Below are 26278 nucleotides of genomic sequence, written 5' to 3' on the forward strand. Positions count from 1 at the left end.
CGCCGATCATGCCGGACGCGGGCACCGGGCGGTGGCGGTGGTCACGTGGTGCCGGTGGGCAGCGCTTCGAGCTGGAAGCGCTGCAGCAGTTCGGGGAGGAGGTGCTGCAACGCCTCGACCGTGCCGGAACGGTCGCCGCCCGCGTCGTGCATGAGCACGATCGAACCCGGCCGGGTCTCGGCCAGCACCACCTCGGCGATCTTGGCGGCACCGGGCACCTGCCAGTCCGTCGGGTCGACCGCCCAGTGCAGCGGCGTCATGCCCAGTTCCTCGCAGACCGACACCACCGGGTAGGTCCAGGCGCCGCCCGGCTGCCGGAAGTAGGCGATCCGCGCGTCCGGTGCCGCCGCCAGGATCGCGTCGTTGGTGCGGCTCAGGTCGTCCCGGATGGCCCCCGCGGAGCGTTCGCCCAGCGTGATGTCGTGGTTCCAGGAGTGATTGCAGAGCGTGTGCCCGTCGGCCACGATCGACTGGACCAGGTCCGGGTGGGCCTCCGCGTTCTCCCCGACCACGCAGAAGGTGGCCTTCACGCCGTACTCCTTGAGCAGGGCGAGCACCTGCGGGGTCCACTGTGGGTCGGGGCCGTCGTCGAAGGTCAGCGCGATCCGGGCCGAGCCGGTGCTGACCTCCGCGCCGTACGGGCCCTCGCTGTCGTCGGCACGGCGGCTGGGTGCGGGGGCGCTCGGGCTGGCGTCGGGGCTCGGCTCGCCGTAACCGCCGCCCGGCGGCCCGGGAAACTCAGTGCTGGGCGGCTGGTCGCCGTAGTGCGGCGCGTGGACGCTGGCCGCCACGCCGTTGCCCCGGGGCGGCTCTTCGGGCATGAGGCTGCGCCCGAGCGCGTACGCGGAGCCGAGGAGCGCGGCCACCACCAACGTCACCATCCCGGCTGCGCGGAGCGTCGAGGCCGGCATCAGCCGACCCGACCGTTCGTCGCCCCCGTGTTCAACGCACGCACCGTCGCCCCCTTCGCCCGGCAGATCCGGCAGTCAGACTAGGTCCGACTTAGTGGGCAAAAAGGGCGAACAGGGTCACGCATCCCCGATGGGGGACAGTGGCGAAGAGCGTCCGGTCAGACGGGCAGCGGGGCGGGCTCCGACTCCGGCAGGGAGCGCGACGGCGGCACCACGAACTTGTAGCCCACCTGGCGCACCGTGCCGATCATCGACTCGTACTCCGAGCCGAGCTTGGCGCGCAGCCGCCGGACGTGCACGTCGACCGTGCGGGTGCCGCCGAAGTAGTCGTAGCCCCAGACCTCACGGAGCAGCTGGTCGCGGGTGAACACCCGGCCCGGGTGCTGGGCCAGGAACTTCAGCAGCTCGAACTCCTTGTAGGTGAGGTCGAGCGGGCGGCCCTTCAGCTTGGCCGCGTAGGTGTCCGGGTCGATGGTCAGCTCGCCGGCCCGGATCGAACCGCCGGCGCCCGCCGTCGCGTTGCTCAGCCGGCCGACCGCGAGCCGCAGCCGGGCCTCCACCTCCGCGGGACCCGCGCCGGCCAGGATCACGTCGTCCACGCCCCAGTCGGCGTTCAGGGCGATCAGCCCGGCCTCGGTGACGACCGCGACCAGCGGGACGCCCAGCCCGGTGGCGTGCAGCATCCGGCAGGTCGCGCGGGCCTCGCTCAGCTCGGCGCGGGCGTCCACCAGGACGGCGTCCGGGGTCGGGCCGGAGACCAGCGTGCGGACGTCGCGCGGCGCGGTGCGGACCGAGTGCGGCAGCAGGTCGAGCGCTGGCAGCACCGCCGATGGTTCACCTGCGCGCGCGGTCACCAGCAGCAGGAGCTCCACACGATCACCTCCGTCCCGGCGGCCCTGCGGCCGCGCGCGACCAGCGGCACTCCGTGACGGGTGGCGCTGAGAATTTGCGTGGGTCCCGGCGTCGCTGACGGGCGGGTAACGGCTTGAGCGTAACCGATCGGCCGGCCGTCACCTCCGTACCCTTTCCTGTTTGTCTGGTCTGCCCCTGATCGCGGCTCAGGTTTTAACGTTGCCGAAACCGTGACTCCGCCCGGCCGGCCGGGTCTGGCACGATCGGTGGGTGTTTCCCTCCACCTCGCCCGACACCGGCCGTGAACCGTGGCCCGACGACGCGGCCTCCGGGCCCGCCCGTGGCTACCCGCCGGCCCCACGCACCGGCCCGGCCGACGACAGCGGCGGGCGGGAGCGGAAGGGCCCCCGCCGGCTCCGCAAGGGCGGGCCGGGCCGGCGCCCCGACGACGAGCCCGAGGAGGCGCCCGAGGAGGAGGTGCCTCCGGTCCCGGTGCGCCGCCCGCTCGCGCTGACCGTCGCGGGCTTCGCCGCGCTGCTCGGCGTGGGCCTGGTGCTCGGCGCGCAGACCGCCGGCCCCGGGCACCGGCTGCCCTTCGCGTTCATCATCTTCGGCGTCCAACTGCTCTTCGTGCTGGCCTGGACCATGGCCATGCGGCCACCCGCGCTGCTGGTCGTCGCGCTGGTCAGCGCCGCCGCGGCCGGGATCGCCGACGCCGCCGCGGTGCAGTCGGACATCGCCGGCCTGGCCCCCCTCGGCTACGCGGCGGCGGCCGGCCTGGTGCTCGCCGTACTCGGCCAGCTCTTCCGCCGGGTGGACCGGGTCCGGGTGACCGACTCGCTGGGCGGCACCCTGCTGATCGTCGTGGGGGTGGTCGCCTTCGCCACGCTGATCGTGCTCAGCCGGATCCCGAAGGGCACCCAGGCGATCACCGTCTGCCTCACCGCCACCGGGGTCGCCCTGCTGGTCGCCCGGCTGACCGACGCGGTGGCCCCCTGGCCCCGGCTCGCCCCGCAGGTGCCCCGGGGCGCCGCCGGCGTGGTCGCCGGCGCCATGCTCGGCACCCTGACCAGCGCCGTCCTCGGCAGCTACCTGGTCGGCTTCACCCCGACCAGCGCCGCGCTGGTCGGCCTCGTCACCGCCGGCACCGCCGTCCTGGCCGACCTCGCCGTGGGGTACGCCGAGGCGGGCCGGCTGATGGCCGGCGAGCCGCCGACCATGTGGGTGGCCCGGCACATGCAGGGCCCGCTGGGCGGCTTCGCGCTCGCCGCGCCGGCCGCGTACGCCATGTGCGTGCTCTTCCTCTGAGCCCTGCGGTTGGGGCGACAGCGCCTCGGGTAAGTACCGTTGCGCCGCGAGACGCGGTGATGCGGCTAAGTCAGGAGGCGGCGTGGCAGAGGCGTACCCGGCGAACGAGGGCCGACCCCGGCGGCGGGGCCGGAAGGTGCTGGTCGGTTTCGTCGTCCTGCTGCTGGTCCTGGCCGGCCTCCTGGTCGTCGCCGACCGGGTGGCCGCCGGCGTCGCCGAGCGCGCCATCGCCGACCAGGTGAAGAAAGAGGTCGCGAAGCAGGACGCGCAGTCCGCGGCGCCCCAGGTCGAGGTCGGTGGCTTCCCGTTCCTCACCCAGGTGCTCGCCGGGAAGTACGAGCGCATCTCGATCGTGCTGACCGACGTGCAGGGCAAGGTGCAGGGCGACGCGGTCAGCGTGCCGCGGCTGGACGTGGACGCCCGCAACGTCAAGGCGTCGCTGGACACCCTCCGCTCCGGCCAGGGTGACGTGGTGGCCGAGACCGTCGACGGCCGGGGCACGGTGACCTACGACAGCCTGGCGAAGCTGCTCGACCGCCCCGGGCTCACCCTCGGCGAGCGGAACGGCAAGCTCGCCGTCACCGCGCCGGTGGACATCCTCGGCGCCAAGCTGACCGTGAACGGCACCGCCGACGTGACGGTCGCGGGCGGCAAGGTGGCCCTGCGCTTCAACGACGTGACCGCCGAGGGCCTGCCCAACCTGCCGCTCGCCAAGACGCTGCTGGCCAACTACGCCAAGGGCATCTCGGTCGACGTGCCCCTGCCGGAGCTGCCCTTCCAGCTGAACGTGCGCAAGGTGGAGCCCCGGCCGGAGGGTCTCGTGGTCACCGCCGACGCCCGGAACGTGCCCATCAACTCCGCCGGCTGAGGCGCCGCCCGCCGCCCCGGCCGTGTCCCGGATGCTGGTCGGCCTGGTGGCAGCCTGCGGGCCGACTGGTAGTCTCCCTCTCCATGGGGACGCTCCTCACCAAACGGCGCGCGGTCGACCTGTGCCGCGTGGCCACCTGCCTGTGTCGCCCCGTCATCTGACGGCGGGGCTGTCCTCGGCCGCTTAGCGGCCACCGGCACACAGGGTCCGCGTACCCTCCGGTTTCCCCCTCTTCGCCCGGCAGCGGCGCCGTCGCACGTACCCGTGATCCGTTCCTAGCTCTGGGTCCCGCGCGTGGTGCGACAATCACCAACTTCGATCCCCGCGCGCTGGCTCACCATCCATCCTCACAGGGAGTGATCTGATGAGTCGCGACACCGCACTCGTCTCGGCCGAGTGGGCCGAGAAGAACATCGACGCCCCGGGCGTCGTCTTCGTCGAGGTCGACGAGGACACCTCGGCCTACGACACCGGCCACATCGCGGGCGCCGTCAAGCTCGACTGGCGCACCGACCTCCAGGACCCGGTGCGCCGGGACTTCGTCAACCAGGACCAGTTCGCCGCGCTGCTCTCCGAGCGGGGCATCGGCAACGACGACACCGTCATCCTCTACGGCGGCAACAACAACTGGTTCGCCGCGTACGCGTACTGGTACTTCAAGCTCTACGGCCACCGCGACGTCAAGCTGCTCGACGGCGGCCGCAAGAAGTGGGAGCTGGACGCCCGCCCGCTGGTCACCGACACGGTGCAGCGCCCGGCGACGCAGTACGTCGCGCAGGCGCCGGACACCTCGATCCGCGCCTTCCGCGACGAGGTCGTCGCCGCGATCGGCACCAAGAACCTGGTCGACGTGCGCAGCCCCGACGAGTACGCCGGCCGGCTGCTCGCCCCGGCCCACCTCCCGCAGGAGCAGGCCCAGCGGGCCGGCCACGTGCCGACCGCGATCAGCGTCCCGTGGTCCAAGGCGGCCAACGAGGACGGCACGTTCAAGTCCGACGACGAGCTCCGCAGGATCTACGCCGACGCCGGGCTGGACGACGGCAAGGAGACCATCGCCTACTGCCGGATCGGCGAGCGCTCCTCGCACACCTGGTTCGTGCTCCAGGAGCTGCTCGGCCACCGCAACGTGAAGAACTACGACGGCTCCTGGACCGAGTACGGCTCGCTGGTCGGCGTGCCGGTCGCGCTCGGCGACACTCCCGGCGAAGCCGGGTCGGACAGCTCTGTCGGGGGGGCGTGATTCTTGTGACTGCTCCCACCGCCGCAGGCTGCGCCGCCCCGGACCAGGCCGCCCCCCTCCCGGCCAGCCTGGACCTGGAGAAGGAAACCGTCATCACCGGCCTGGTCAAGGCCGAGTCCGGCGAGGCCGTGCCGGGCGCGTACGTCCGGCTGCTCGACTCGACGGGCGAGTTCACCGCCGAGGTGGTGACTTCCCCGGCCGGCCAGTTCCGGTTCTTCGCCGCGCCGGGCAACTGGACCCTGCGGGCGCTCTCCCGGCACGGCAACGGCGACACCGCCGTCACGGCCGCCCGCGGGATCAACGAGGTGACCGTCACGGTCGCCGCCTGACCCACGCTCTGATCGTGGCCCGCCGTCCCGCTGCGTCGGGGGACGGCGGGCCACGAGCCGTTCCGGCGCGCGTCGGGCTGATCGCCGGGTGTGCCGAGGCGCGGCCCGGTCGGTCGTCGCGGCGTGACACCATGGCCCGGTGAGTGAGGCCGTCCAGGCGGGATACGCCCCGCCGACCCGTCCCGACCAGCCGGCCCCCGGCCGGCGTCGGCTGCGCTGGCTGGTGGCCGCCACGGCGGCGTGGGCGGTGCTGCTCGCCGGGCTCACCTGGTGGTCGGTGCGGCACGACCCGCCGACCGTGAAGGAGCAGCGCTCGCTGGACCAGGCCGGTCCCGTGGTGGACCGGGCGCTCGGCCGGCTGACCGCCGCGGTCGGGCGGGACGGGGTGCCGGCGCTCCTGCCGGACCGGATCGAGCGGGGCTGCCGGATCACGCCCCTGGACGACGGCGCCGAACTGGAGCGCGGTGTGGCGGTCGTGCTGGCCGGCGACGACGTACGCCAGCTGCTCCAGCGGGTGGCCGACCGGCTGCCGCCGGACTGGCGGGCGGGCGTCTCGGCATTCGACGGCGAGCCGCGGCTGCGCGCCGACGCGGGGGAGTTCGTCACCGTCGAGGGCCGGTCCGCCGGGCCCGGCCGGGTGGTGCTCACCGCGACCACCGGCTGCCGTCCGGTCGGGGCGGGCTACCAGCCCCCGGCAGCCGACGCCGCGGCCGAGACCGCGGAGGCGGGCCGGGCCGTGGGCCGCTGGGGCGGCGCGGGCGGTCCCGTCCAGGTGCTCGCAGCGCCCTGCCCCGGAGGCGGGACGGCCCGCACGGCCCGGGCCGAGACGGCCGGCGGGCCGGCCGGGTCCCCGCTCGCGGCGGCCTTCCCGGGTGCCGCCGACGGCTCCCTGGTGCTCCGCGACTCCGCCGAGGAGTACGCCCTGCGCGGCAGCTTCGCGGTGCTCGCCGAGCGGGTCGACGGCCGGGTCCGGGTGGCGGTCACCAGTCCCTGCCCGGCCTGACCCGGGCGGTCAGTGCCCGTGGCGCTGGTCGTGCGGCTCGCGACTGCGCCCCAGGGCGTCCACCCGGCCCCACCGGCCGGGGATGTCCAGCAGCTCCACCCGGCCCATCCCGCTGGGAACGGCGGGATCGATGATCAGGTGCTCGCCCTGCGGCTCCAAGCCGAGCATCACCCGCAGCAGGAGCAGCGGGGTGCCGGCCGACCAGGCCTGCGGGCTGCACGCGGTCGGGTACTCCACCGGATAGTCGGTGAGTCCGCGCTCGTAGCCGGCGAACGCCTCGGGAAGCCGCCCGTTGAAGAAGCGGGAGGCGTTCAGCATCGCGTCGCAGATCTGCCCGGCCTCCTCCCGGAAGCCGTACTTCCACAGGCCCCAGGCGATGATCGAGTTGTCGAACGGCCAGACCGTGCCCACGTGGTAGCCGATGGGGTTGTAGCGGCCCTGGTCGTCGGCGAGGGTCCGCACGCCCCAGCCGGAGAAGAGCCGCGGCCCGAGCAGGTGCCCGGCGATGGTCGCCGCCCGGGACTCGTCGACGATGCCGCTCCAGAGCAGGTGGCCGATGTTGGAGCTGAGCGCGTCCACGTGCCGCCCGTCCGGGTCCAGGGCGAGCGCGTAGTACTCCCGGCCGGGGATCCAGAAGTCCCGGTTGAACCGCTCCTTCAGCGCCGCGGCCTCCCGCTCCAGCTGGTCGGCGTACGCCGGGTCGTTCCAGAACGTCCGCGCCAGCCGGGCGCCCCGCAGCTTGGCGTCGTACGCGTAGCCCTGCAGTTCGCAGGTGGCCCGGGGGAAGGGCGGCAGCCGGCCGTCGGAGTAGGAGATCGAGTCCCAGGAGTCCTTCCAGCACTGGTTCGCCAGGCCGGTCTCCGGGTTGCGGGTCATGTACCAGACGTAGCCCGTGCCGAGCAGGTCCCCGTACGTGTCGAGCCAGGCCAGCGCGCCCCGCGTCTCCTGTTCCAGCTGCCGGACCAGCTTCGCGTCCCCGGTCCACCGCTCGTACTCGTCGAGCAGGATGACGAAGAGCGCGGTGGTGTCGGCCGAGCCGAAGTACGGCGAGTGGGGCTGCTCCTCGAAGCCGGCGGTCTCGCCGTAGCGCAGCTCGTGCAGGATCTTGCCGGGCTCCTCGTCCCGGAAGTCGTCCACCCGGCTGCCCTGGAGGCCGGCCAGCATGAGGATGGTCGGCGGGACCAGTTCCGGCAGGAACGGCAGCACCTGGAGTGAGGTGAAGATGCTGTCCCGCCCGAACAGGGTCATGAACCAGGGCAGGCCGGCGGCGAGCAGCCGCACGCCCAGCGCGATCGACTCGTACCGGAGAGCGGCCAGGTCGTTCAGGCTGCGCCGGTACGCCCCGGCCAGCGGCTGGCAGTCGCAGCCCAGCTTCGGGGCCCGCGCGATCAGCGCGTTCTGCTCGGCGTTGATGGCTCCCACCGAGCGCTGCCCGCCGAGCGGCAGGGTGGACCGGATGTCCTCGCCCCGGGCCCCGTAGATCTTCGTCGCCACGTGCAGCCGGGTGGTCCACTCGCCGTGCGGGCCGACCCGGAGTCGGAAGGTCATCCCCTCCCGGTCGACCTCGGTGGACGCGCTGCTGTCCACCACCGCCTCCCGGTGGAACCCTTCCCGCCGGTAGGTGAGCCGCAGCTGGTTCTCGCTGACCGTGGGTGTGGTGTGCCCCTTCTTCTGCCGCCGGTGCTTGATCTCGAACAGGTCGGCGAAGTCGGAGCCGATGTCCAGCCGGAGGACGAACTCCACCTCCTGCCCGGAGTGGTTGAGCAGGGTCAGCTCCTCCTCGAAGCTGCCGCCGATCGACCGGCTGCGGATCATCGAGACCTTGGCGTCCAGGTAGTGCGTCGGCTCCCCCGGCACCAGGAAGAACCGGGTCCGGTACGACAGGGAGTCGTCGATCGAGAGCGCGTGCAGCCGCTGCCCGTTGAGGCTGAGCAGCCAGGTCGAGATGAACCGGGTGTCGAACGAGAACAGCCCGGTGGGGAAGTCGAACGACGGCTCGATGTCGCCGCGCCCGTCGCTGACCAGGAAGGTGTTGCCGTCCAGGATGCTGACGCGTTCCTTCATACCGACCGCCGGACGTGTTCGCGGGCGGTCTCCCGGGGGTCCCGGACACCGGGCGGATCGGGGAAGAACCGGCGGAACAGCAGGAAGAGCACGACCTGGCCGCTGAACGTGGCCTCGTTGCGCAACACCGCTGCCATGCCGGCCTCCCGGCCCGTGACGAGGCCCTCGAACAGGTCGGCGCTGACCGTGAAGATGGCGTCGGCCGGCAACTGCTCCCGGGAGACCCGGACGCTCTCGGGCGCGATTTCGAGAAACCAATGCTCGGTGCGGTTGCCGGTGGTCAGGTCCAGCTGGAGGCGGCCGCGAGTGGGCCCGCGCAGCACCGCCGGGGCACGCGCCGGCAGTGATGCGAAGAACCGCTCGATCGCCTCGCCCACATCAGGATCGTAGGCAGCGGCCGGACATGCCGGGCAAGGAACGGCAGTCCACGCGGAACGGACATCCGTCGCGCGGCCGGGTGGGTCAGTAGACCAGGGCCTGGGCGCCCTCGGCCATCGCCTCCTCGACGAAGACCGCCGCCCCGGCGATCCGTACGCCGGGGATGACGTCGTCGGGGCCGATGTCGCGGCGGGCCGCGCACTGCGTGCAGGCGGTCACCCGGCCGGTGGTCAGGATGACGTGCAGCAGTTCGGCCAGCGGCGCGGAGTGCGGCAGCTCGAATTCCTGCGCGCGCCCGGGCAGCGCGAACCAGGTCGACTCCCCGGTGAGCCAGAGCGACACGTCCACCCCGGCGGCCGCGGCGGTGGCGGCGACGGTGAAGGCCTGGGCGCAACGCTCCGGGGCGTCGGCTCCGGCGGTGGCCTTGACGACGAGAGTGCGGGCCATGACGCCCAGCATAGGATGACCGGGATGGTTACCGAGATCGGGTTCGTCAGCCTGCTGGTCGCCGGCCTGGGCGCGCTCGCCGGTGGCCTCGTCTACCTTGCCGTACGCATTTCGAGAGGAAAATGGTGAGCGCGAGGAGTGAGCCGGGTTTGCGAGCCCCGCAGTCGCGAACGAAGGTGGCGCGGTGAGCGCGAGGAGTGAGCCGGGTTTGCGAGCCCCGCAGTCGCGAACGAAGGTGGCGCGGTGAGTGAGAACCCGCTTCAGCCGCCGTGGCTGAACGCGCCGCCGGTCGACCCGTACCCGTACGAGGAGAGCCACGACCTGCGCGTCGGCCCGAAGCTGCACCGGAGCCTGGACGGCCTGCTGCCGTACGTCGGGGTGTGGCGCGGGCGGGGTCGCGGCGGGTTCCCCACCATCGAGGACTTCGACTTCGCGCAGGAGATCCGGATCAGCCACGACGGCCGGCCGTTCCTGTTCTACGAGTCCCGTGCCTGGATCCTCGACGAGCAGAGCCGCCCGGTCCGCCCGGCCGGTCGTGAGGTGGGCTGGTGGCGTCCGGTGCTGGACGGCGACCGGGTCACCGACGAGCTGGAGGCGCTCATGACCACGCCCACCGGCGTGATGGAGCTGCACATCGGCAAGCGCAAGGGCACTCAGATCGAGTTCGCCACCGACGCGGTGGTCCGCACGGCCACCGCCAAGGAGGTCACCGCCGGCGCCCGCCTCTTCGGCATCGTGGAAGGCGCCCTCCTGTACGCCCAGGAAATGGCCGCCATGGGCCACCCGCTGAGCCCCCACCTGTCCGCCCGCCTGACCCGAGTGGCCGGCTGATCCCCTCGCCCTGTTGATCAAGAGGTTTGCGTCAGGAATCCGGCTCCGGCAGACGCAAACCTCTTGATCAACGCGTCTCGAAGCCCAGGAGGGTGAGCAGGGGTGCGCTGTGCGGCGAGCGGGGGCGGGGGATCTGGTCCAGGGAGCGCACCTCTGCGAGGCCGCGGAGGGACGACGTGAGCCAGATGGCGTCGACCTCGTGGAGGTCGGCGGGGGTGGGTAGGCGTTCGGCTGGCGTGAAGCCCAGGTCACCCGCGTGGTCGAGGAGCCAGCGGGCGGTCACCCCGGGGAGCACCCCGGTCTCCGTCGCCGGGACCGTGCACAGCGTCGTCCCGGTCAGCCAGACCACGTTGGCGGTCGGCGCCTCCAGCACGTAGCCGTCGGTGGAGACCCAGAGCACGTCGTCCACCCCGGCCCGCTCGGCCCAGCGGCGGGCGGCGGTGCTCAGGGCGTACGAGGTGGACTTCACACCGGCCGGGAGCCAGCCCAGCCCCGGGCGGGACCGGGCGGCCACCCCGAGCGGCAGGGTGGCGACCGTCACCCCCTTCCGCCGGGCCCGCCGCGCGGCGGCCGGCACCTCGCCCAGCGTGGCGTAGACCGTGGGCGGCCCGCCGCCCTCCGGCCCCCGGGTGCAGACCAGCCGCAGGGCGCCCTCGACCTCCGGGGGCCAGCCCGCGCGGACCGTGTCCAGCAGCTCGACCAGCACGCCGGTGGCGGGCAGGGCCAGCCCGATGGCCGCCGCGCCGGCCCGCAGCCGGGCCAGGTGGGCGTCGCGCAGCCAGGGCTCACCACCGCGCAGGTGCATCGTCTCGAAGAGGCCGTCGCCGTGCAGCACGCCCCGGTCGTCGCCGCGCAGCACCGCCGCACCGGCCGGCACGACGCCCCGGCCCGGCACCGCCACCCGCGTCGCCGCCACGAGCGCAGCGTAGTGGCGTACCCCCGGCGGCGGGCGGACCGGCGCGGCGGCCGAACTATGATCGGACGGTGTCCGAATCCTCGCTCGCGGAACTGCTCCGCTCCCGTGGGCTGCGGCTGACGGCGCAGCGGCAGCTGGTCCTCCAGGCCGTCCTGGACCTGGGGCACGCCACGCCGGAGCAGGTGCACACGGCGGTGCGCGAGGTGGCCGCCGGGGTCAACATCACCACCATCTACCGGACGTTGGAGCTGCTGGAGCGCCTCGGCCTGGTGACCCACACCCACCTGTCGCACGGCTCGCCGACCTACCACGCGGCCGGTGAGCACCAGCACGTCCACCTGGTCTGCCGGGAGTGCGGTGCGATCGACGAGATAGACCCCGAGCTGCTCCGGCCGCTGGCCGACCAGCTGGCCGCGCAGCGGGGATTCCAGGTCGACATCGGGCACGTGGCGCTCTTCGGCGTCTGCGGCCAGTGCGAGGACGGGGAACGCAAATGATCGACATCGCGGGCGCGGTGGCCGCCGAGGCCATCGACGAGGAGACCCGGGAGCAGCCCGAGCCGGCCCACCGGGCGGCGGGGGTCGGCCCGGTGGCCGCCCACTACGGCGACCCGATGCGCGAGCAGCGCATCCTGGCCACCGGGGTGGGCCTGGTCGACCGCTCGCACCGGGGCGTGATCGCGGTCCCGGGCGAGGAGCGGATGACCTGGCTGCACACGCTGACCAGCCAGCACCTGGCCGCGTTGCAGCCGTGGCAGGGCACCGAGCTGCTGGTGCTCTCCCCGCACGGGCACGTCGAGCAGCACGCCCTGGTCGCCGAGGACGGCGAGACCACCTGGCTGGACACCGAGCCCGGGATGACCGGCGGCCTCCTCTCCTACCTGGAGAAGATGCGGTTCTTCAGCAAGGTCGACCCGCGCGACGTCACGGCCGACCACGCGCTGCTCTCGCTGGTCGGGCCGGAGGCCACCGGCGCGCTCGACACCCTCGGGGTCACCGGGCTGGCCGCGCCCGACGTGGTCGCGGTGCCGGGCCCGAAGTTCCGCTCCGGCGAGCTGCCGTCCCGGCCCTCCGTCGTGTACGACGTGAAGCCGCTGCCCGTCGCCGGCTGGGCCCGGCGGGTGGCGCTCGGCGTCGACCTGCTGGTGCCCCGCGCAGCGATGCCCCAGGTGGTCGACGAGCTGCGCGGGGCCGGTGTGCCGGTGGCCGGGCTGTGGGCGTACGAGGCGGTGCGGGTGGCCGCCCGGCAGGCGCGCGCCGGGGTGGACACCGACCACCGGACCATTCCCGCCGAGGTCGGTCTGATCGGGTCGGCCGTGCACCTGGACAAGGGCTGCTATCGCGGCCAGGAGACGGTGGCCCGGGTGCACAACCTGGGCAAGCCGCCCCGCCGGCTCGTCCTGCTGCACCTGGACGGGGTGACCACCGACCAGCCGCCGGCCGCCGGCACGCCGGTGACCCTCGACGGCCGGGCGGTCGGCTTCGTGGGCACCGCGGTGCACCACTTCGAGCTGGGCCAGATCGCCCTCGCCGTGGTCAAGCGGAACGTGGCCGAGGACGCCCGGCTGATGGTGGGGGAGACGGCTGCCGCCATCGATCCGGCGTAAGGGATGCCGCTGAAGCGGCGGGGAAGCGGAAAATCTTCTGTTCCCGGCCGCCGCCGCGGCCGAATCTGCTGGTTCCGGCTGTCGACCGCGGGGGAGTTGGCGGTTTAGGATCCGGGCATGACCACAGGGACGTTGATCACGGTTGCCCCCACCGGCGCGGAGTCGGCCAAGGCGGAGGTGCCGGCGCTGCCGGTGACCCTCGACGAGCTGCTGCTGACCGCCAAGGAGTGCGAGGCGCTCGGCGCCGCCGTGATCCACGTCCACATCCGCGACGACGAGGCGAAGCCCACCCTCGACCAGGGCCGGCTGCGGGAGACCGTGGCGGCGCTGCGGCAGAGCACCGACCTCATCGTGCAGCTCTCCTCCGGCGGCGCGGTGACCGACCCGGAGGCCGCCCGGCTGGCCGTGCTCGACGCCGGCCCCGACATGGCCTCCTGCACCATGGGCACGGTCAACTTCGGCGACGACGTGTTCCTCAACCGCTGGGAGTTCATCGTCGACCTGCACACCCGGATGCAGGACAAGGGCGTCGTCCCCGAGTACGAGATCTTCGAGCTGGGCCACCTCACGGCGCTCCAGCGCCTGCTCGGCAAGTACGGCCTGCCGCACGGCGGGCACGTGCACGTCGACTTCGTGATGGGGGTGCCGGGTGGCATGCCGGGCACCACGGCCACCCTGGTGGCCGCCCAGCAGATGCTGCGCGACCTGCCCGAGGGCACCACGTTCTCGGCCACCGGCATCGGCCGCACCACCATCCCGGTCATGCTGGCCTCGCTCTCGGCCGGCGGTCACCTGCGGGTCGGCATGGAGGACACGGTCACCTACGCGAAGGGCCGGCCGGTCGAGTCCAACATGCAACTGGTCGCCCGCGCGGTCGGCTTCGCCCAGCTCGCCCAGCGGTCCCCGCTGACCACCACCGAGGCCCGGGCGCTGCTCGGCCTGTAAGCGACGGCCAGCCCACCACCCCTGTACGCCGGCGGCCGACGCCCCTGGTCACCCCGGTGCCGGCCCCGTCGAGCCCGTCGGTACCGTCCACAGCGTGGGAAAGACGTACGAGGGCGGCGTGCCGCTCGCCGAGGTGGTCCGGTCCGGGTTCGTGGAGGGCTTCCACCGGGGGTCCGTGGCGGTGCTCGACGCCGCCGGCGCGCCGGTGTCGGGGGCGGGTGACCCCACCTCGCCGGTCTTCCCGCGGTCGTCCAACAAGCCGATGCAGGCGATCGGGATGCTCCGGGCCGGCCTGCCGCTGACCGACCCGGCCGACGTGGCGCTGGTCTCGGCGAGCCACGCCGCCGAGGAGTTCCATGTCGAGCGGGTCCGGGCCCTGCTGCGCGGCGCCGGCCTGGCCGAGGAGGCGCTGCACTGCCCGCCGGACCTGCCGGTCGGCGAGGCGGCCCGGGAGGCGGTGCTGCGGGCCGGGGGTGGCCCGTCCCGGGTCCTGATGAACTGCTCCGGCAAGCACACGGGCATGCTGCTCACCTGCCTGGCCGCGGGCTGGCCGCTGGACGGCTACTGGCGGCCGGAGCACCTGCTCCAGCAGCGGCTCACCGCCGCGATCGAGGAGTTCACCGGGGAGCGGGCGGCGGCGGTCGGGGTGGACGGCTGCGGCGCCCCGGTGCTCGCCGTCTCGCTGACCGGGCTGGCGCGCGCCTTCCTGCGGCTGGTCTCCGCCGAGCCGGGCACCGTCGAGCGGACGGTGGCCGACGCCATGCGGGCGTACCCGGAGCTGGTGGGTGGCACCCAGGCCGACGACACCCGGCTGATGCGCGGCGTACCCGGGCTGCTGGCGAAGGTCGGCGCGGAGGGCGTGATCGCGGCGGCCGTGCCGGAGGTCGGCGCGGTCGCGCTCAAGATCGACGACGGTGCCGGGCGGGCCCGGATGCCGGTGCTGGTGTCGGCGCTGCGCCGGCTCGGCGTCGACGCCCCGGTGCTGGCCGAGTACGCCGAGATCCCGCTGCTCGGCGGTGGCCTGCCGGTCGGGGCGGTCCGCCCGGTCTGGTGACCCGGGCGGTCAGGGGAGGAAGTCGAGCAGTGCGGCGTTGACCGGCTCGGGGCGCTCCAGCGGCAGCAGGTGACCGGCGTCCGGCACGTCCGGCAGCCGCATGCCCCGGGGGGCCTCCGCGGCGATCCGGTCGGCCAGCCGGCGGATGTCGGCCAGGTCGTCCGCGCCCGCGGCGGCCAGCACGGGCATCCGCAGCTCGGCCAGCCGGTCGATCGCCGGCGGGTCCAGCTCACCCGCCTCGACCGCGCTGAGCGCCTGCTCGGCGGCGAGCGCCCGGCGGTCCATTTCTTCGGCGAACCGGATCAGCTCCGGGTCGACGTCGGCCGGCTCGCGGGTCGGGCCGACCACCCAGAACCGCACCTCGCCGGCCGCGGTGGCGTCGAAGTCCTCCGGGTCGACGTCGCCGACGAGCTGCTCCCAGAGCTGCTCGGTCTCCTCGGACCACTCGTTGCCGGAGACCGGGGCGCCGAAGAGGGCCAGCGCGGCGACGCGCTCCGGGTAGGCCAGCGCGGTGTCCACCGCGACCTTGCCGCCGAACGAGCAGCCCACCAGCGCGGCCTGCGTCACGCCCAGCGCGTCGAGCAGGCCGATCACGTCGTCGTGGTGCGCGAACGGGGCGGGGGGCAGCTCGGAGTCGCCGTAGCCGCGCAGGTCGACGGCGATGACCCGGTGCCGGGCGGCGAGCGCGGGCACCTGGTTCCGCCACATCCGCCGGTCGGCGATGCCGGCGTGCAGCAGCACCACCGGGCTGCCGCTACCGGCCTCGTCGTAGGCGAGCGAGGAACCGTTTACTTCGATCTTGGCCACGGGGGAACCGTACGGACGGGTCAGCCGGAGCGCAACCGGCTGTCGGTGACGTCGCTAACTCTGGCAAGCATTCTGCTTGCAGCAGCTAGCAGCGCGGGCTAGCGTGGAGTCATGGCCACCAGCAAGGACCTTCCCGACGTCGGCGGGTTCATTCGCGACCTGCGCCGCAACGCGAAGATCTCGCTGCGGCAGCTCGCCGAGCAGGCCGGCGTCAGCAACCCGTACCTGAGCCAGATCGAGCGCGGCCTGCGCAAGCCGAGCGCCGAGGTGCTCCAGCAGCTCGCCAGCGCCCTGCGCGTCTCCACCCCGGCCATGTACCTGCGGGCCGGGCTGCTGGACGACAAGGAGGGGCAGGGCGTGCTCGCGGCGATCGCCGTCGACCCCGAGCTGACCATGGCCCAGAAGCAGTCGCTCACCCAGATCTACGAGACGTTCCGCCGGGAGAACGCGCGCCTCGCCGAGGCGACCGCGCCGGCCCAGGCGGCAACCGAACCGGCCGAACCGGCCGCCGCGCCGGAGGCCCCGGCCACCGTCGCGCCGGCCGCGACCGGCCCCACGACACCGGACGGCACCCCGACCGAGGCGGTCCTCGAGTCGGTCGCCGTCACCGAGGCGGGCCACGCGCCCGCCCCGACCACCGCCATCCCCCAAGAGAAGACCACCCGCGGGGTGGTCCGGAAGGCCGCCGGTGCGGCCGAAGAGGAGCAGTCATGACCCCCCAGCCGAAGACCAACCGCATCCCGGCCCCCGTCTACGCCGCCGCCGGCGCCGGCGAGCTGGCCCTCCAGCAGCTGCGCAAGCTGCCCACCGTGGTCGGTGACCTCGGCACCCGGGTCGTCGCCGACCTCGGTGGCAAGGCCGTCATCACCGGTTTCGAGCTGCGCCAGAAGGCGACCGAGACGCTGCGGACCGCCAACCTGACCGCGACCGGCCTGCGGGAGAAGGCCGGCTCGGCCGACCTCGACCTGGACAAGCTCCGGGAGGCCGCCAACCTGGACAAGCTCCGGGAGACCGCCAACCTGGACAAGCTCCGCGAGGCCACCAACCTGGACAAGCTCCGGGAGGCCGCCGGCCGCAACGCCGCCGCCGTTCTGGCCGGCGCGCAGGCCGCGCAGGAGCGCGCCCTGGCCGCGTACGCCGAGCTGGTCGCCCGTGGCGAGCGGGTCGTCGGCGCGGGCGTGCTGGAGGCCGCCGACACGGTGAACGCCGACATCGAGGCGACCGGGGCCGTCACCGCGCCGGCCGCCCAGCCGGCCGAGGTGCCCACCCCGGCCGAGGTGGCCGAGGTCGTCGAGGCCAAGCCCGCCGCCGTGAAGCGGACCCGGGCCACCAAGGCGACCGCCGCCAAGGCGACCACCGCCAAGGCGACCCCGTCGGCGAAGCTGCCGAAGACCACGAAGCGGACCCGCCCCGCCGCCGAGTGAGTCGAACCTGGACCGAGACCCCGGACGCCGTCCTGTCGGACGTTTCCGGGGTCTCGGCATAAGCTTGCCGACATGGCCTACGCCGCGCCGCTCTTCTTCGACGACGTCCGCCTCGTGATCGAGCTGATCCTGCTGGTGTTCGCTCTGGTCATCGAGGCTGTCTCCCTGGTGCACGCGATCACCCAGCGTTCCGACGCGTTCGCGGCCATCGGCACCCTTCCCAAGGGCGGGTGGATCGCCATCCTGGCGGTCTGCATGGTGCTGACCCTGCTCGGTGTGGGTGGTGGCGTGCTGAGCATCTTCGGCCTGATCGGCATCGCGGCGGCGCTCATCTACCTGCTCGACGTCCGGGTCGGGCTGCGCGACCTGCACGACGGCCGAGGCTCCTGGTGAGAGGTTTCCGCTGGCCACCGCCGCCCGACGGCGGCCCCCGCACCTGGGGCCCGGGCCCCGGCGCGCCCCGCACCGGCCGGCCGGCCCTGCCCGAGCCGGAGACCGAGCTGGTCACCACCCCGCACGGCGTACGCCTGGAGCGGCTGGTCACCGGCACCGGTGACCCGGTCACCGTGTTCGCGCACGGGCTCGGCAACGGGATCGCCACCACCCGCCCGTTCGGCAGCGGGGTCACCGGCCGGCGGCTCTTCTTCCAGTTCCGCGGGCACGGCCGGTCCGACTCGCCGCCCGGTCCGTGGAGCTACCTCGACCTGGCGCGTGACCTCCGTGCCGTGGCCGACCTGGGCGGCGCCACCCGCGCCTTCGGGGCCAGCCTCGGCGCCGGGGCGCTGTGCCGCCTGCTCGTCGAGAGCCCGGAACGCTTCGAGAAGCTCGTCTTCTTCCTGCCGGCCGTGCTGGACACCCCGCGCGGCGAGGTGGCCCGCACCCGGCTCACCGACCTGCTCGACGCCGTGGCCGACGGGGACGCCTCCGCGCTGGCCGACGTGGTGTCGCTGGAACTGCCGCCCTCGGTCCGCAACACCCCGGCCGGCTGGGCCTACCTGCGGCAGCGGCTCGACCAGCTGCTCCGCGACGGTCTCGCCCCGGGCCTGGCCGGCCTGCCCGACCAGGCCCCGCTGCGCGACGCCGGGGTGCTCGCCGGGGTCACGGCGCCGGCCCTGGTGATCGGCTGCGCGGGCGACGACCTGCATCCGGTCGCCGTCGCCGAGCAACTGGCCGCCGCGCTGCCGCGGGCCACCCTGCACGTCTACGACCGGCCGGGCGTGCTCTGGACGGAACGCGCCGACCTGCGGGAGCGGATCTCGACGTTCCTCAACGGGTAACGTCGGCGGTCATGGGCGTCACACACCACGGCCGCACCCACCGTCTCGACCTCGCCGACCCCACCCTCCGCGAGTGGACGTGCACGGTGCTGGCGGCCGATCCCGAGCAGGGCATCGTGCTGGACCGGTCTGCCTTCTACCCGGGCGGCGGCGGGCAGCCGCCGGACCACGGGGTGCTGCTCTGGCAGGGGGTGCAGACCCGGATCGTGGGCACCCGCAAGGGTGACGACCTCTGGCTCGTCCCGGCCGAGGGTGACCCGCTGCCGCCGGTCGGCACCGCCGTCGCCGGCGCGGTCGAGGACACCCGGCGGAGCATGCTGATGCGCACCCACTCCGGCCTGCACGTGCTCTGCGGGGTGGTGTTCCGCGACTTCGGCGCGCTGGTCACCGGCGGGAACATGGAACCGGGCGAGGCCCGGATGGACTTCAACCTCCCTGAGGTGCCGCCGGACTTCAAGGCCCGCATCGAGGACCTGGTCAACGCCGAGGTGGCGGCGGACCGGTCGGTCGCCGTCCGGGTGCTGCCCCGGGCGGAGGCGCTGGCCCTGCCGGACATCATCCGTACCCAGTCGAACCTGATCCCGCCGGAGGAGCAGGAGGTGCGGATCGTCGACATCGTCGGGCTGGACGTGCAGGCCGACGGGGGCACCCACGTCGCCTCCACGGCCCAGATCGGCAAGGTCCAGGTGGTCAAGGTGGAGAGCAAGGGCCGCGCCAACCGCCGGGTGCGGGTGCGCCTGGTCGACTGAGGCCGGTCGCAGCGGTTCGCGTGACGCCGCCGAATCCGGACCTCCGCTGTCAGGTATCGGTGCCACGGTGGTCACATGACGACACCGCTGACAGGGAAGATCGCGCTCGTTGCCGGCGCGACCCGGGGCGCCGGGCGGCAGATCGCCGTCCAGCTCGGCGCCGCCGGGGCCACCGTCTACGCCACCGGCCGCTCCACCCGCGAGCGCCGCTCGGAGATGGGCCGGTCGGAGACCATCGAGGAGACCGCCGAACTGGTGACGGCGGCGGGCGGCACCGGCATCGCCGTGGCCGTCGACCACCTCGACCCCGAACAGGTCCGCGGCCTCGTCGCACGGATCGACGCCGAGCAGGGCCGCCTCGACGTGCTGGTCAACGACGTGTGGGGCGGCGACCCGCTCATCACCTGGGACAAGCCGGTCTGGGAGCAGCCGCTGGACGCCGGCCTCCGGCTGCTCCGGCTGGCCGTGGACACCCACATCATCACCAGCCACTTCGCCCTGCCGCTGCTGGTCCGCAACCCGGGCGGCCTGGTGGTCGAGATCGGCGACGGCACGAAGGAGTACAACGACACCGAGTACCGGGTCTCGCTCTTCTACGACCTCGCGAAGGTCTCGGTGAACCGGCTCGCCTTCAGCCAGGCGCACGAGGTGGCCCCGCACGGGTGCACGGCGGTCGCACTCAGCCCCGGCTGGCTGCGTTCGGAGGCCATGCTGGAGCTCTTCGGCGTCACCGAGGCCAACTGGCGCGACGCGGCGGCCGGGCAACCGCACTTCGTCATGTCGGAGACGCCGGCCTTCGTGGGGCGCGCGGTAGCCGCCCTGGCCGCCGACCCGGACCGGGCCCGCTGGAACGGGAAGTCCGTGGACAGCGGCGGGCTGGCCCAGGTGTACGGATTCACCGACCTCGACGGCACCCGCCCGCACTGGGCGCGTTACTACGAGGAGGTGGTGCGGCCCGGCAAGCCGGCGGACGACACCGGCTACCGCTGACCGTCCTCCGGCTCCCCGGCGTAGAGCGCGGCCGCGCGGCGGGCCGCCTCGGCGCACCGGGTTCGCAGCTCCGGGGGGTCGAGCACCTCCACCTCGGGGCCGAGCGCCAGCAGTTGGGCGTACGCCACCTCGACCGACTCGACGGGCAGCCGGAGCACCAGCCGGCCCTGCCCGTCGGGCGGGCCGGCGGCGGCGACCGCCTCGGCGTGGACGAACGGTGCGTCGACCAGGTGCCGCAACGCGCGCAGCCCGGCCGGGGTGAGCCGCACGGTGACCTCGGCCCGGAGGAGGTCCCGCAGGAACGCCTCGGCCTGCTCCCGCCAGTACGCCCCGAGGTCGAAGCCCACGTCCCGATCGAAGCCCTCCCCGCTCACCTGCACGCCGACCACCCGGTCCACCCGGTACGTCCGCCACCCGTCGCCGACCCGCCCGACCAGGTACCAGACGCCGTTCTTCAGCACCAGCCCGTACGGCGCGACCGACCGGGTCACCTCCCGCTCGCCGCGCCGGTAGCGCAGCTCGACCCGCCGGTCCTGCCAGACCGCCCGGGCCAGTTCGGCCAGCCACGGCGGCGGGTCGGACTCCCGGAACCAGCCCGGCACGTCCAGGTGGAACCGCTGGCCGGTGCGGGCGGGCGCGTCCCGCAGGCTCGGCGGCAGCGCGGCGAGCACCTTCAGTTCGGCGCCGGCCACCGCGTCGGCCAGCCCCATGTCGCCGGCCGGGCCGGGCAGCCCGGCCAGGAAGAGCGCCTCCGCCTCGTCCCGCGTCAGCCCGGTCAGCCGGGTCCGGTAGCCGCCCAGCAGGCGGTAGCCACCGGCCCGGCCGCGGTCGGCGTAGACGGGCACCCCGGCGGCGGAGAGCGCCAGCACGTCCCGGTAGACCGTGCGCTCGGAGACCTCCAGCTCGCGCGCCAGTTCGGCGGCGGTCATCGTCTCCCGTGACTGGAGCAGCAGGATCAGCGAGATGAGCCGGGACGCGCGCACCCGCCCATCCTGCCCGGCCTCCGCCGGGGTAGGGCTGTCCCCACCCTGGAGATACGAGGTGACCGTGTGTTGCCCGGACCGCCCGGTGACGAGGCTGGGGACATGCGAAATCACGGAGCTCGCGGGCCGGTCGTCGAACTGGTCGATGTGGTGCGGAGATATGCCGGCGGCAGCGGGACGCCCGCGCTGGCCGGTGTCACGGTCGCCTTCGCGGCCGGCACGTTCAACGCGGTGATGGGGCCGTCGGGGTCGGGGAAGTCCACCCTCCTGCAGTGTGCCGCCGGGCTGGACCGGCCGGACGGGGGGCAGGTCCGGCTCGCCGGGCAGGAGCTCGGGACGCTGCGCGAGCCGAAGCTCACCCAGGCCCGCCGCCGGCGGGTGGGCTTCGTGTTCCAGTCGTACAACCTGATGGAGTCCCTGTCGGTGTGGCAGAACGTGCTCCTGCCGCAGCGGCTCGCCGGCACCCGGCCCGACCGGGCGTGGGCCCGTGAGGTGCTGCACCGGGTCGGCCTGGCGGGGCGGGAGGACGACCGGCCCGGGCAGCTCTCCGGCGGGCAGCGGCAGCGGGTCGCGCTCGCCCGGGCGCTCGCCGCGCGACCCGAGGTGATCTTCGCGGACGAGCCGACCGGAGCCCTCGACCTCGGCGCCGGCCGGGAGGTGCTCGCGCTGCTGCGCGAGGCGGTGGACGACCTGCGTACCGCGGTGGTGATGGTGACCCATGACCCGGCGGCGGCCGCCTGGGCCGACCGGGTCGTGTTCCTCGCCGACGGCCGGGTGGTCAGCGAACTGGCCCAGCCGACGGTGGAGACGGTGGCCGCGCGGATGACGGCGGTGACGGCCGCATGATCCGCCTCGCGATCGGAACGCTGCGCCGCCATCGCGGCGCCTACCTGGGCACCTTCCTCGCCGGGCTGCTCGCCGTGGCACTGCTGGCCGGGGCCGGCCTGCTGCTCTTCTCGGTGCTCACCGCCACCCCGCCGGCCGACCGGTTCGAGGCCGCCACGGCGGTGGTCTCCGGCGCCCGCGAGGTTACCCTCACCACGACGAGGGAGAAGCACAAGAAGGGCAAGACGAAGACCAAGACCAAGACGAAGACCGAGCGGCTCAGCGGTGCGGGGACGCTTCCCGTGGACCTCGCGCCCCGGCTGGCCGGGCTGCCCGGGGTGGCCCGGGTGGTCCCGGATGCCGCCTTCCCCGTCGAACTGGCCACCGCCGCCGGGCCGGTGCGCGGCGCCGACGCCGCCCCGGTGATCGGGCACGGCTGGTCGTCGGCCGCGCTGACCCCGTACCGGCTGCGGGCCGGGCACCCGCCGGCGGCCGGCGAGGCGGTCGTGGACGCCGACCTCGCCGCCCGGGGCGGCCTCACCGTGGGGGACGAGGTCCGGATCACCACCCGCACGGGGCTACGCAGCCTGCGGCTGGCCGGCGTCGCCGCACCTGCCGGGCGGGACGCGCTACCCGCCCAGGGGGCGCTCTTCCTCGCCGACGGTGCGGTGGCCGAGGTCTCCGGCATGGCCGGACCCACCGCGGTAGCGGTGCTGGCCCAGCCGGGCGCCGATCGGGCCGCCCTGCTCGCGGCGGTCCGGGCTCGCGCCGGCGACGCACCGGTGCTGACCGGGGCGGACCGGGTCCGCGCCGACCTGCCCGGGGCGCTGCCCGACTACATCGGACCGATCTCCGTCTTCGGCTTCACCATCGGCATCACCGCCTTCGCCGCGATCTTCGTGCTGACCGGCACGGTGGCGCTCGGGGTCCGGCAGCGGCTGCGCGAACTGGCGCTGCTGCGGATCATCGGGGCGACCCCGCGCCAGTTGCGGCGGCTGCTCGGGGTGGAGAGCCTGGTCCTCGCCGCCGTCGCCGCGCTGCCCGGGCTGCCGCTCGGCGTGGTCGTCGCGCACCTGGTGGCGGCCCGGTTCCGGCACCTCGGGGTGGTGCCGGCCCAGTTCACCGTGCGGGTCAACCCGGTGGTGCTGTTGCTCGCCGGATTCGCCGGGGCGGTGGTCACCCTGGTCGCCGCGCGATTCGCCGGCCGCCGGGCGGTCCGGGTCGCGCCGGCCCAGGCGCTCACCGAGACCGTCGTCGCGCCGCGCGGCGGGATGCTGGCCCGGGCCGCCGTCGCCCTGGTCGCCACGGCCGGCGCGGTCGCCGTGCTGACCTTCGTGCCGCTCGGTGGTCCGTTCGGCATGGGCATGACCTTCATCTCGTCGGCCCTGCTGCTCTGCGCGGTCGCCGCGCTCGGCCCGCTGCTGGTCCGCCTGGTCGCCGCGGTGCCCCGGCGGCTCAGCGCCGGCACCGGGGCGGCCGGCTGGCTGGCCGCCGCCACCACCCGCGCGGAGGTCCGCCGCACCGCCGCCGTGGCCGTGCCGCTGGTGCTGATGTTCGCGATCAACGCGCCGCTGCTGCTCAACGGCGAGTTGCTCACCCGGCTGGCGGGCGACCAGCAGGCGGCGCGGCTCACCGGGGCGACGACTCTGGTGACCGGCGCGACCGGCCTGCCACTGGACACCGCGGCGCGGGTGGCCGCACTGCCCGGCGTCACCGGGGCGGTGGCGACCGTGCCCACGCGCGTGGTGCTCGCCCAGGGTGGCAAGCCGCAGGACTACGCCGCGCAGGGCCTGCTGCGCACCGGTGCGGACGGCGCTCTCGACCTGGCGGTCGAGTCCGGCGCGCTGGCCGGGGACGGCACGTTCGCGGCCAGCACCGACCTGGCCGACGCGTACGGCTGGCGGCTCGGCGACGAGGTGCCGCTCTGGCTCGCCGACGGGGAGCGGGTGGTCCTGCGGCTCTCGGCCCGCTACACCCGGCATCGCGGATTCGGGGAGCTGACCCTGCCGGCCGGCCTGGTCGCCGCCCACGATCCGCGCGGCCTGGTGACCATGGTCGCCCTGCGGCACTCCGACGGCGCGGTGACCGAACGGGTCCGGCAGCGCTGGCCCGACCTGCGGGTGGTGCCGACCGCGGCGGCGACCCGTACCGACGACGGCAACCAGCAGGGCGCGTGGGAACTGCTCGTGGTGGTCTCGCTGGGCTTCGTGGCGATCGCCGTGGTGAACACGTTCGCCATCTCGGCCGCCGCTCGGCGGCGGGAGTTCACGGACCTGCGGCTGGCGGGCGCGACCGCCCGGCAGGTGCACCGCCTGGTGGACCGGGAGGGACTGATCACGGTGACCGCCGGGCTGGTCCTCGGCATCGCGGTCACCAGCGCGGTGGTGGTCCCGTTCAGCGTCGCTCAGGACGGGGTGTTCCGGCTGGTGGTGGCGCCCGCGACGTACCTGGTCCTGCTCGCCGGGGTCGCGGGTCTGGGGCTGGCCGCGGGCGCCCTCCCGGTCCGGTTCGTGCTCCGGCGGCGCGACCTGCCGGCCCTCGGGGACCGGTGACCGTCCGCTCCCGGGCCGCCGCCGGCACGTCGGCGGCGGCCCGGGCCGCTACGATCCGCCGGGTGACGACGGCGACCGCCCGGAGCGTGGCGTACCTGGCGGCCGGGATCCTGGCCGGTGCCGCCGGATTCGCCTGGACGGTGGTGGCGCTGGTCACCGTCGCCCTGCTCTCGGTGACCCAGCTCGGCGGCCCGGTGTTCCTCGGCGCGGCCTGGCTGACCCGCCGGCTCGCCACCGCCGAGCGGCACCGGGCCGGCTGGGTGCTCGGCCGGCCGTTGGACGAGCCGTACGAGCCGACCGCGCCCGGCACGGTGCGCGAGCGGGTCGCCGCCGTGGCCCGCCAGCCGGCCACCTGGCGGGACCTGGCCTGGCTGGTGGCGAGCTTCCCCGTCGGGCTGGTCACCGGGGTGGCGGGGACGGTGCTGGCCATCGTGCCGGTGGCTACCGCCCTCGCGCCCGCCTGGCTGTGGGCGGTGCCGAACGGGAACGCGCCGTGGCCGCTGCGGCCCCTGCTCACCACCACGCCGGGCCGGTTCGCGTTCGCCGCGATCGGACTCCTGGTCCTTCCGGTGGCGGCCTGGCTGGTCCGCGCGCTCGCGCGGGGCGTGGCGTCCGGCGCGCGGGCCCTGCTGGCGCCCGGCGCGCACCTGCGCCTCGTCAACGAGGCGGCCCGGCTCGCCGAGACCCGCGCGCGGGTCGTCGACGCGCAGGCCGCCGAGCTGCGGCGGATCGAGCGCGACCTGCACGACGGCGCCCAGGCCCGGATCGTGGCGGCCGGCATGACGCTGGCCCTGGCGGCCCGGAAGCTGCGGGCCGGCGGCCCCGCCGTGTCCGACGTGGACCTGGCCCGGTCCCAGCTCGACGAGGCGCTGGCGGAACTCCGCCGGCTGGTCCGGGGGATCCACCCGCCGATCCTCACCGACCGGGGCCTGCACGCCGCCCTCGCCGCCCTCGCCGCCGACAGCCCGCTCGACGTCAGCTTGTCCGGCGATCCGGACGCGCGCCATCCGGCCGCGGTGGAGTCGGCGGCCTACTTCGTGGTCGCGGAGGGGCTGGCGAACGCCGCCAAGCACGCCGAGGCGTCCCGCTGCACCATCGTCCTGACCCCCGGCAGGGGCACGCTGACGGTGCGCCTGACCGACGACGGGAAGGGCGGCGCCGACCTCGCGGGCAGCGGGTTGGACGGGCTGCGCCGCCGGGTCGAGGCACTGGACGGCACGTTGACCCTCACCAGTCCACCGGGCGGTCCCACCGTCCTGCACGCGGAGCTGCCATGCGCATCGTGATCGCCGAAGACCTGCTGCTCCTCCGGGACGGGCTGGTGCGCCTGCTCACCGACACCGGCCACGAGGTGGTGGCCGCGGTCGACAACGCCGACGAATTGCTCGACGCCGTCGAGCGGCACCGGCCCGACCTGTCCCTGGTGGACGTCCGGCTGCCGCCCGGCTTCCGGGACGAGGGGTTGCGGGCAGCGCTCCGGCTGCGGGCCGGCGGGCGGGACACCCGGGTGCTGATCCTGTCGCAGTACGTAGAGCGGGCGTACGCCGCCGAACTGCTGGCCGACGGTCGGGGCGGGGTGGGTTACCTGCTCAAGGACCGGGTGACCGCGCTGGACGACTTCCTGGACGCGGTGGACCGGGTGGCGGCCGGCGGGACGGTGATGGATCCGGAGGTGGTGCGCCAGCTCTTCACGCGCAACAGCCGACGGTCCGGCGTGGATGCGCTGACCCCGCGGGAACGCGAGGTGCTGGGGCTGATGGCGCAGGGGATGTCGAACTCGGCGATCTGCGCGGCCCTGGTGCTCGCCCAGGTGAGCGTCGAGAAGCACATCACCAACATCTTCGCCAAGCTCGACCTGCCGCCGGCCGACGACGCGCACCGCCGGGTCCGGGCCGTGCTCGCGTACCTCAACGGGTGAT

The 26278-nt window shown here is 74.5% G+C and carries 30 protein-coding genes; 22 read left to right on the forward strand and 8 right to left on the reverse strand.

Annotated features, from left to right (window positions below):
- Positions 1-41: 41 nt before the first annotated feature.
- Both RMN56_RS14195 and RMN56_RS14200 read right to left on the reverse strand, forming a co-directional pair.
- Positions 42-911: a polysaccharide deacetylase family protein gene (locus tag RMN56_RS14195; protein ID WP_313724237.1), complete on the reverse strand. Its 870-nt coding sequence runs from the start codon at positions 909-911 to the stop codon at positions 42-44.
- 158 nt (positions 912-1069) lie between these two features.
- Positions 1070-1783 (reverse strand): winged helix-turn-helix transcriptional regulator, encoded by a 714-nt coding sequence (locus tag RMN56_RS14200; RefSeq protein WP_091267462.1) that lies wholly within the window; start codon positions 1781-1783, stop codon positions 1070-1072.
- Positions 1784-2033: 250 nt separating this feature from the next.
- Between RMN56_RS14200 and RMN56_RS14205 the strand changes: the two genes are divergently transcribed.
- The 6 genes from RMN56_RS14205 to RMN56_RS14230 all read left to right on the forward strand — a co-directional run bounded on the left by RMN56_RS14205 (position 2034) and on the right by RMN56_RS14230 (position 6511).
- Complete coding sequence (locus tag RMN56_RS14205) at positions 2034-3071, forward strand: hypothetical protein (protein ID WP_313724238.1); 1038 nt, start codon at positions 2034-2036, stop codon at positions 3069-3071.
- An 82-nt stretch (positions 3072-3153) separates the two neighbouring features.
- Positions 3154-3939 (forward strand): LmeA family phospholipid-binding protein, encoded by a 786-nt coding sequence (locus tag RMN56_RS14210; protein WP_313724239.1) that lies wholly within the window; start codon positions 3154-3156, stop codon positions 3937-3939.
- A gap of 83 nt (positions 3940-4022) precedes the next feature.
- A complete protein-coding gene (locus RMN56_RS14215) occupies positions 4023-4100 on the forward strand; it encodes an Ms5788A family Cys-rich leader peptide (protein WP_311202345.1) in 78 nt (25 codons plus the stop codon).
- 203 nt (positions 4101-4303) lie between these two features.
- Positions 4304-5179: a sulfurtransferase gene (locus RMN56_RS14220; protein ID WP_313724240.1), complete on the forward strand. Its 876-nt coding sequence runs from the start codon at positions 4304-4306 to the stop codon at positions 5177-5179.
- Entirely contained in the window at positions 5176-5508 is a 333-nt protein-coding gene (locus RMN56_RS14225) for a DUF1416 domain-containing protein (RefSeq protein WP_313724241.1), read from the forward strand. The genes RMN56_RS14220 and RMN56_RS14225 overlap by 4 nt, the downstream gene beginning before the upstream one ends.
- A gap of 139 nt (positions 5509-5647) precedes the next feature.
- Positions 5648-6511, forward strand: a complete 864-nt coding sequence (locus RMN56_RS14230; RefSeq protein ID WP_313724242.1) for a hypothetical protein — start codon at positions 5648-5650, stop codon at positions 6509-6511.
- Between the two features lie 9 nt (positions 6512-6520).
- Here the strand turns inward: RMN56_RS14230 and RMN56_RS14235 are convergent, their stop codons facing one another.
- The 3 genes from RMN56_RS14235 to RMN56_RS14245 form a co-directional block, all read right to left on the reverse strand.
- A complete protein-coding gene (locus tag RMN56_RS14235; RefSeq protein ID WP_313724243.1) occupies positions 6521-8575 on the reverse strand; it encodes an amylo-alpha-1,6-glucosidase in 2055 nt (684 codons plus the stop codon).
- Positions 8572-8952 carry an SCP2 sterol-binding domain-containing protein gene (locus RMN56_RS14240; RefSeq protein ID WP_313724244.1) on the reverse strand — a complete coding sequence of 127 codons (381 nt, stop codon included), beginning with the start codon at positions 8950-8952 and terminating at the stop codon, positions 8572-8574. The genes RMN56_RS14235 and RMN56_RS14240 overlap by 4 nt, the downstream gene beginning before the upstream one ends.
- A gap of 85 nt (positions 8953-9037) precedes the next feature.
- Positions 9038-9412 (reverse strand): DsrE family protein, encoded by a 375-nt coding sequence (locus tag RMN56_RS14245; RefSeq protein WP_262282862.1) that lies wholly within the window; start codon positions 9410-9412, stop codon positions 9038-9040.
- 12 nt (positions 9413-9424) lie between these two features.
- Between RMN56_RS14245 and mtfM the strand changes: the two genes are divergently transcribed.
- Both mtfM and RMN56_RS14255 read left to right on the forward strand, forming a co-directional pair.
- Complete coding sequence (mtfM, locus tag RMN56_RS14250) at positions 9425-9529, forward strand: small membrane protein MtfM (RefSeq protein ID WP_046570768.1); 105 nt, start codon at positions 9425-9427, stop codon at positions 9527-9529.
- 114 nt (positions 9530-9643) lie between these two features.
- A complete protein-coding gene (locus RMN56_RS14255; protein WP_313724245.1) occupies positions 9644-10231 on the forward strand; it encodes a heme-binding beta-barrel domain-containing protein in 588 nt (195 codons plus the stop codon).
- A gap of 67 nt (positions 10232-10298) precedes the next feature.
- Here RMN56_RS14255 and RMN56_RS14260 read toward each other — a convergent pair whose 3' ends face one another.
- Positions 10299-11147 (reverse strand): aminotransferase class IV, encoded by an 849-nt coding sequence (locus RMN56_RS14260; protein ID WP_313724246.1) that lies wholly within the window; start codon positions 11145-11147, stop codon positions 10299-10301.
- Between the two features lie 68 nt (positions 11148-11215).
- Here RMN56_RS14260 and RMN56_RS14265 point away from each other — a divergent pair, with 68 nt between their 5' ends.
- The 4 genes from RMN56_RS14265 (at position 11216) to RMN56_RS14280 (ending at position 14752) form a co-directional block, all read left to right on the forward strand.
- Entirely contained in the window at positions 11216-11644 is a 429-nt protein-coding gene (locus tag RMN56_RS14265) for a Fur family transcriptional regulator (RefSeq protein ID WP_262282865.1), read from the forward strand.
- Entirely contained in the window at positions 11641-12753 is a 1113-nt protein-coding gene (gene ygfZ / locus RMN56_RS14270; RefSeq protein WP_313724247.1) for a CAF17-like 4Fe-4S cluster assembly/insertion protein YgfZ, read from the forward strand. The genes RMN56_RS14265 and ygfZ overlap by 4 nt, the downstream gene beginning before the upstream one ends.
- A gap of 117 nt (positions 12754-12870) precedes the next feature.
- Entirely contained in the window at positions 12871-13698 is an 828-nt protein-coding gene (locus RMN56_RS14275) for a beta-keto acid cleavage family enzyme (RefSeq protein ID WP_313724248.1), read from the forward strand.
- Positions 13699-13792: 94 nt separating this feature from the next.
- Positions 13793-14752 (forward strand): asparaginase, encoded by a 960-nt coding sequence (locus tag RMN56_RS14280; protein ID WP_313724249.1) that lies wholly within the window; start codon positions 13793-13795, stop codon positions 14750-14752.
- 9 nt (positions 14753-14761) lie between these two features.
- Here RMN56_RS14280 and RMN56_RS14285 read toward each other — a convergent pair whose 3' ends face one another.
- Positions 14762-15559 carry an alpha/beta fold hydrolase gene (locus tag RMN56_RS14285; RefSeq protein WP_313724250.1) on the reverse strand — a complete coding sequence of 266 codons (798 nt, stop codon included), beginning with the start codon at positions 15557-15559 and terminating at the stop codon, positions 14762-14764.
- Positions 15560-15670: 111 nt separating this feature from the next.
- Between RMN56_RS14285 and RMN56_RS14290 the strand changes: the two genes are divergently transcribed.
- The 6 genes from RMN56_RS14290 to RMN56_RS14315 all read left to right on the forward strand — a co-directional run bounded on the left by RMN56_RS14290 (position 15671) and on the right by RMN56_RS14315 (position 19999).
- Positions 15671-16273 carry a helix-turn-helix domain-containing protein gene (locus RMN56_RS14290; protein WP_313724251.1) on the forward strand — a complete coding sequence of 201 codons (603 nt, stop codon included), beginning with the start codon at positions 15671-15673 and terminating at the stop codon, positions 16271-16273.
- Positions 16270-16983: a hypothetical protein gene (locus RMN56_RS14295; RefSeq protein WP_313724252.1), complete on the forward strand. Its 714-nt coding sequence runs from the start codon at positions 16270-16272 to the stop codon at positions 16981-16983. The genes RMN56_RS14290 and RMN56_RS14295 overlap by 4 nt, the downstream gene beginning before the upstream one ends.
- 72 nt (positions 16984-17055) lie before the next feature.
- Positions 17056-17376: a DUF2516 family protein gene (locus RMN56_RS14300; RefSeq protein WP_262282872.1), complete on the forward strand. Its 321-nt coding sequence runs from the start codon at positions 17056-17058 to the stop codon at positions 17374-17376.
- A complete protein-coding gene (locus RMN56_RS14305) occupies positions 17373-18260 on the forward strand; it encodes an alpha/beta fold hydrolase (RefSeq protein ID WP_313724253.1) in 888 nt (295 codons plus the stop codon). The genes RMN56_RS14300 and RMN56_RS14305 overlap by 4 nt, the downstream gene beginning before the upstream one ends.
- Before the next feature lie 11 nt (positions 18261-18271).
- Positions 18272-19009, forward strand: a complete 738-nt coding sequence (locus tag RMN56_RS14310) for an alanyl-tRNA editing protein (RefSeq protein ID WP_313724254.1) — start codon at positions 18272-18274, stop codon at positions 19007-19009.
- Positions 19010-19084: 75 nt separating this feature from the next.
- Positions 19085-19999, forward strand: coding sequence for an SDR family oxidoreductase (locus RMN56_RS14315; RefSeq protein ID WP_313724255.1), 915 nt, complete (start codon positions 19085-19087; stop codon positions 19997-19999).
- Here RMN56_RS14315 and RMN56_RS14320 read toward each other — a convergent pair.
- Entirely contained in the window at positions 19990-20982 is a 993-nt protein-coding gene (locus tag RMN56_RS14320; protein ID WP_313724256.1) for a helix-turn-helix transcriptional regulator, read from the reverse strand. The genes RMN56_RS14315 and RMN56_RS14320 overlap by 10 nt on opposite strands.
- Before the next feature lie 102 nt (positions 20983-21084).
- Here RMN56_RS14320 and RMN56_RS14325 point away from each other — a divergent pair, with 102 nt between their 5' ends.
- The 4 genes from RMN56_RS14325 to RMN56_RS14340 all read left to right on the forward strand — a co-directional run bounded on the left by RMN56_RS14325 (position 21085) and on the right by RMN56_RS14340 (position 26277).
- On the forward strand, positions 21085-21828 hold the full coding sequence (locus RMN56_RS14325) for an ABC transporter ATP-binding protein (protein WP_313724257.1): 744 nt from the start codon (positions 21085-21087) through the stop codon (positions 21826-21828).
- Complete coding sequence (locus RMN56_RS14330) at positions 21825-24359, forward strand: ABC transporter permease (protein WP_313724258.1); 2535 nt, start codon at positions 21825-21827, stop codon at positions 24357-24359. The genes RMN56_RS14325 and RMN56_RS14330 overlap by 4 nt, the downstream gene beginning before the upstream one ends.
- Positions 24360-24421: 62 nt before the next feature.
- Positions 24422-25645 (forward strand): sensor histidine kinase, encoded by a 1224-nt coding sequence (locus tag RMN56_RS14335; protein WP_313724259.1) that lies wholly within the window; start codon positions 24422-24424, stop codon positions 25643-25645.
- Positions 25633-26277 (forward strand): response regulator transcription factor, encoded by a 645-nt coding sequence (locus RMN56_RS14340; RefSeq protein ID WP_313724260.1) that lies wholly within the window; start codon positions 25633-25635, stop codon positions 26275-26277. The genes RMN56_RS14335 and RMN56_RS14340 overlap by 13 nt, the downstream gene beginning before the upstream one ends.
- The last annotated feature ends 1 nt before the right edge of the window (position 26278 follow it).

Origin of the sequence: Micromonospora halotolerans (genome assembly GCF_032108445.1) — a bacterium.
Lineage (GTDB): Bacteria > Actinomycetota > Actinomycetes > Mycobacteriales > Micromonosporaceae > Micromonospora > Micromonospora halotolerans.

Bases quoted from the DNA above. Each gene is read 5' to 3' on its own strand.
- RMN56_RS14325 (WP_313724257.1), top strand. From the start codon at position 21,085: ATGCGAAATCACGGAGCTCGCGGGCCGGTCGTCGAACTGGTCGATGTG.
- RMN56_RS14195 (WP_313724237.1), bottom strand. From the start codon at position 911: ATGCCGGCCTCGACGCTCCGCGCAGCCGGGATGGTGACGTTGGTGGTG.
- RMN56_RS14275 (WP_313724248.1), top strand. From the start codon at position 12,871: ATGACCACAGGGACGTTGATCACGGTTGCCCCCACCGGCGCGGAGTCG.
- RMN56_RS14340 (WP_313724260.1), top strand. From the start codon at position 25,633: ATGCGCATCGTGATCGCCGAAGACCTGCTGCTCCTCCGGGACGGGCTG.
- ygfZ (WP_313724247.1), top strand. From the start codon at position 11,641: ATGATCGACATCGCGGGCGCGGTGGCCGCCGAGGCCATCGACGAGGAG.
- mtfM (WP_046570768.1), top strand. From the start codon at position 9,425: ATGGTTACCGAGATCGGGTTCGTCAGCCTGCTGGTCGCCGGCCTGGGC.
- RMN56_RS14220 (WP_313724240.1), top strand. From the start codon at position 4,304: ATGAGTCGCGACACCGCACTCGTCTCGGCCGAGTGGGCCGAGAAGAAC.
- RMN56_RS14235 (WP_313724243.1), bottom strand. From the start codon at position 8,575: ATGAAGGAACGCGTCAGCATCCTGGACGGCAACACCTTCCTGGTCAGC.
- RMN56_RS14315 (WP_313724255.1), top strand. From the start codon at position 19,085: ATGACGACACCGCTGACAGGGAAGATCGCGCTCGTTGCCGGCGCGACC.
- RMN56_RS14330 (WP_313724258.1), top strand. From the start codon at position 21,825: ATGATCCGCCTCGCGATCGGAACGCTGCGCCGCCATCGCGGCGCCTAC.
- RMN56_RS14310 (WP_313724254.1), top strand. From the start codon at position 18,272: ATGGGCGTCACACACCACGGCCGCACCCACCGTCTCGACCTCGCCGAC.
- RMN56_RS14245 (WP_262282862.1), bottom strand. From the start codon at position 9,412: ATGCTGGGCGTCATGGCCCGCACTCTCGTCGTCAAGGCCACCGCCGGA.
- RMN56_RS14290 (WP_313724251.1), top strand. From the start codon at position 15,671: ATGGCCACCAGCAAGGACCTTCCCGACGTCGGCGGGTTCATTCGCGAC.
- RMN56_RS14215 (WP_311202345.1), top strand. From the start codon at position 4,023: ATGGGGACGCTCCTCACCAAACGGCGCGCGGTCGACCTGTGCCGCGTG.
- RMN56_RS14295 (WP_313724252.1), top strand. From the start codon at position 16,270: ATGACCCCCCAGCCGAAGACCAACCGCATCCCGGCCCCCGTCTACGCC.
- RMN56_RS14300 (WP_262282872.1), top strand. From the start codon at position 17,056: ATGGCCTACGCCGCGCCGCTCTTCTTCGACGACGTCCGCCTCGTGATC.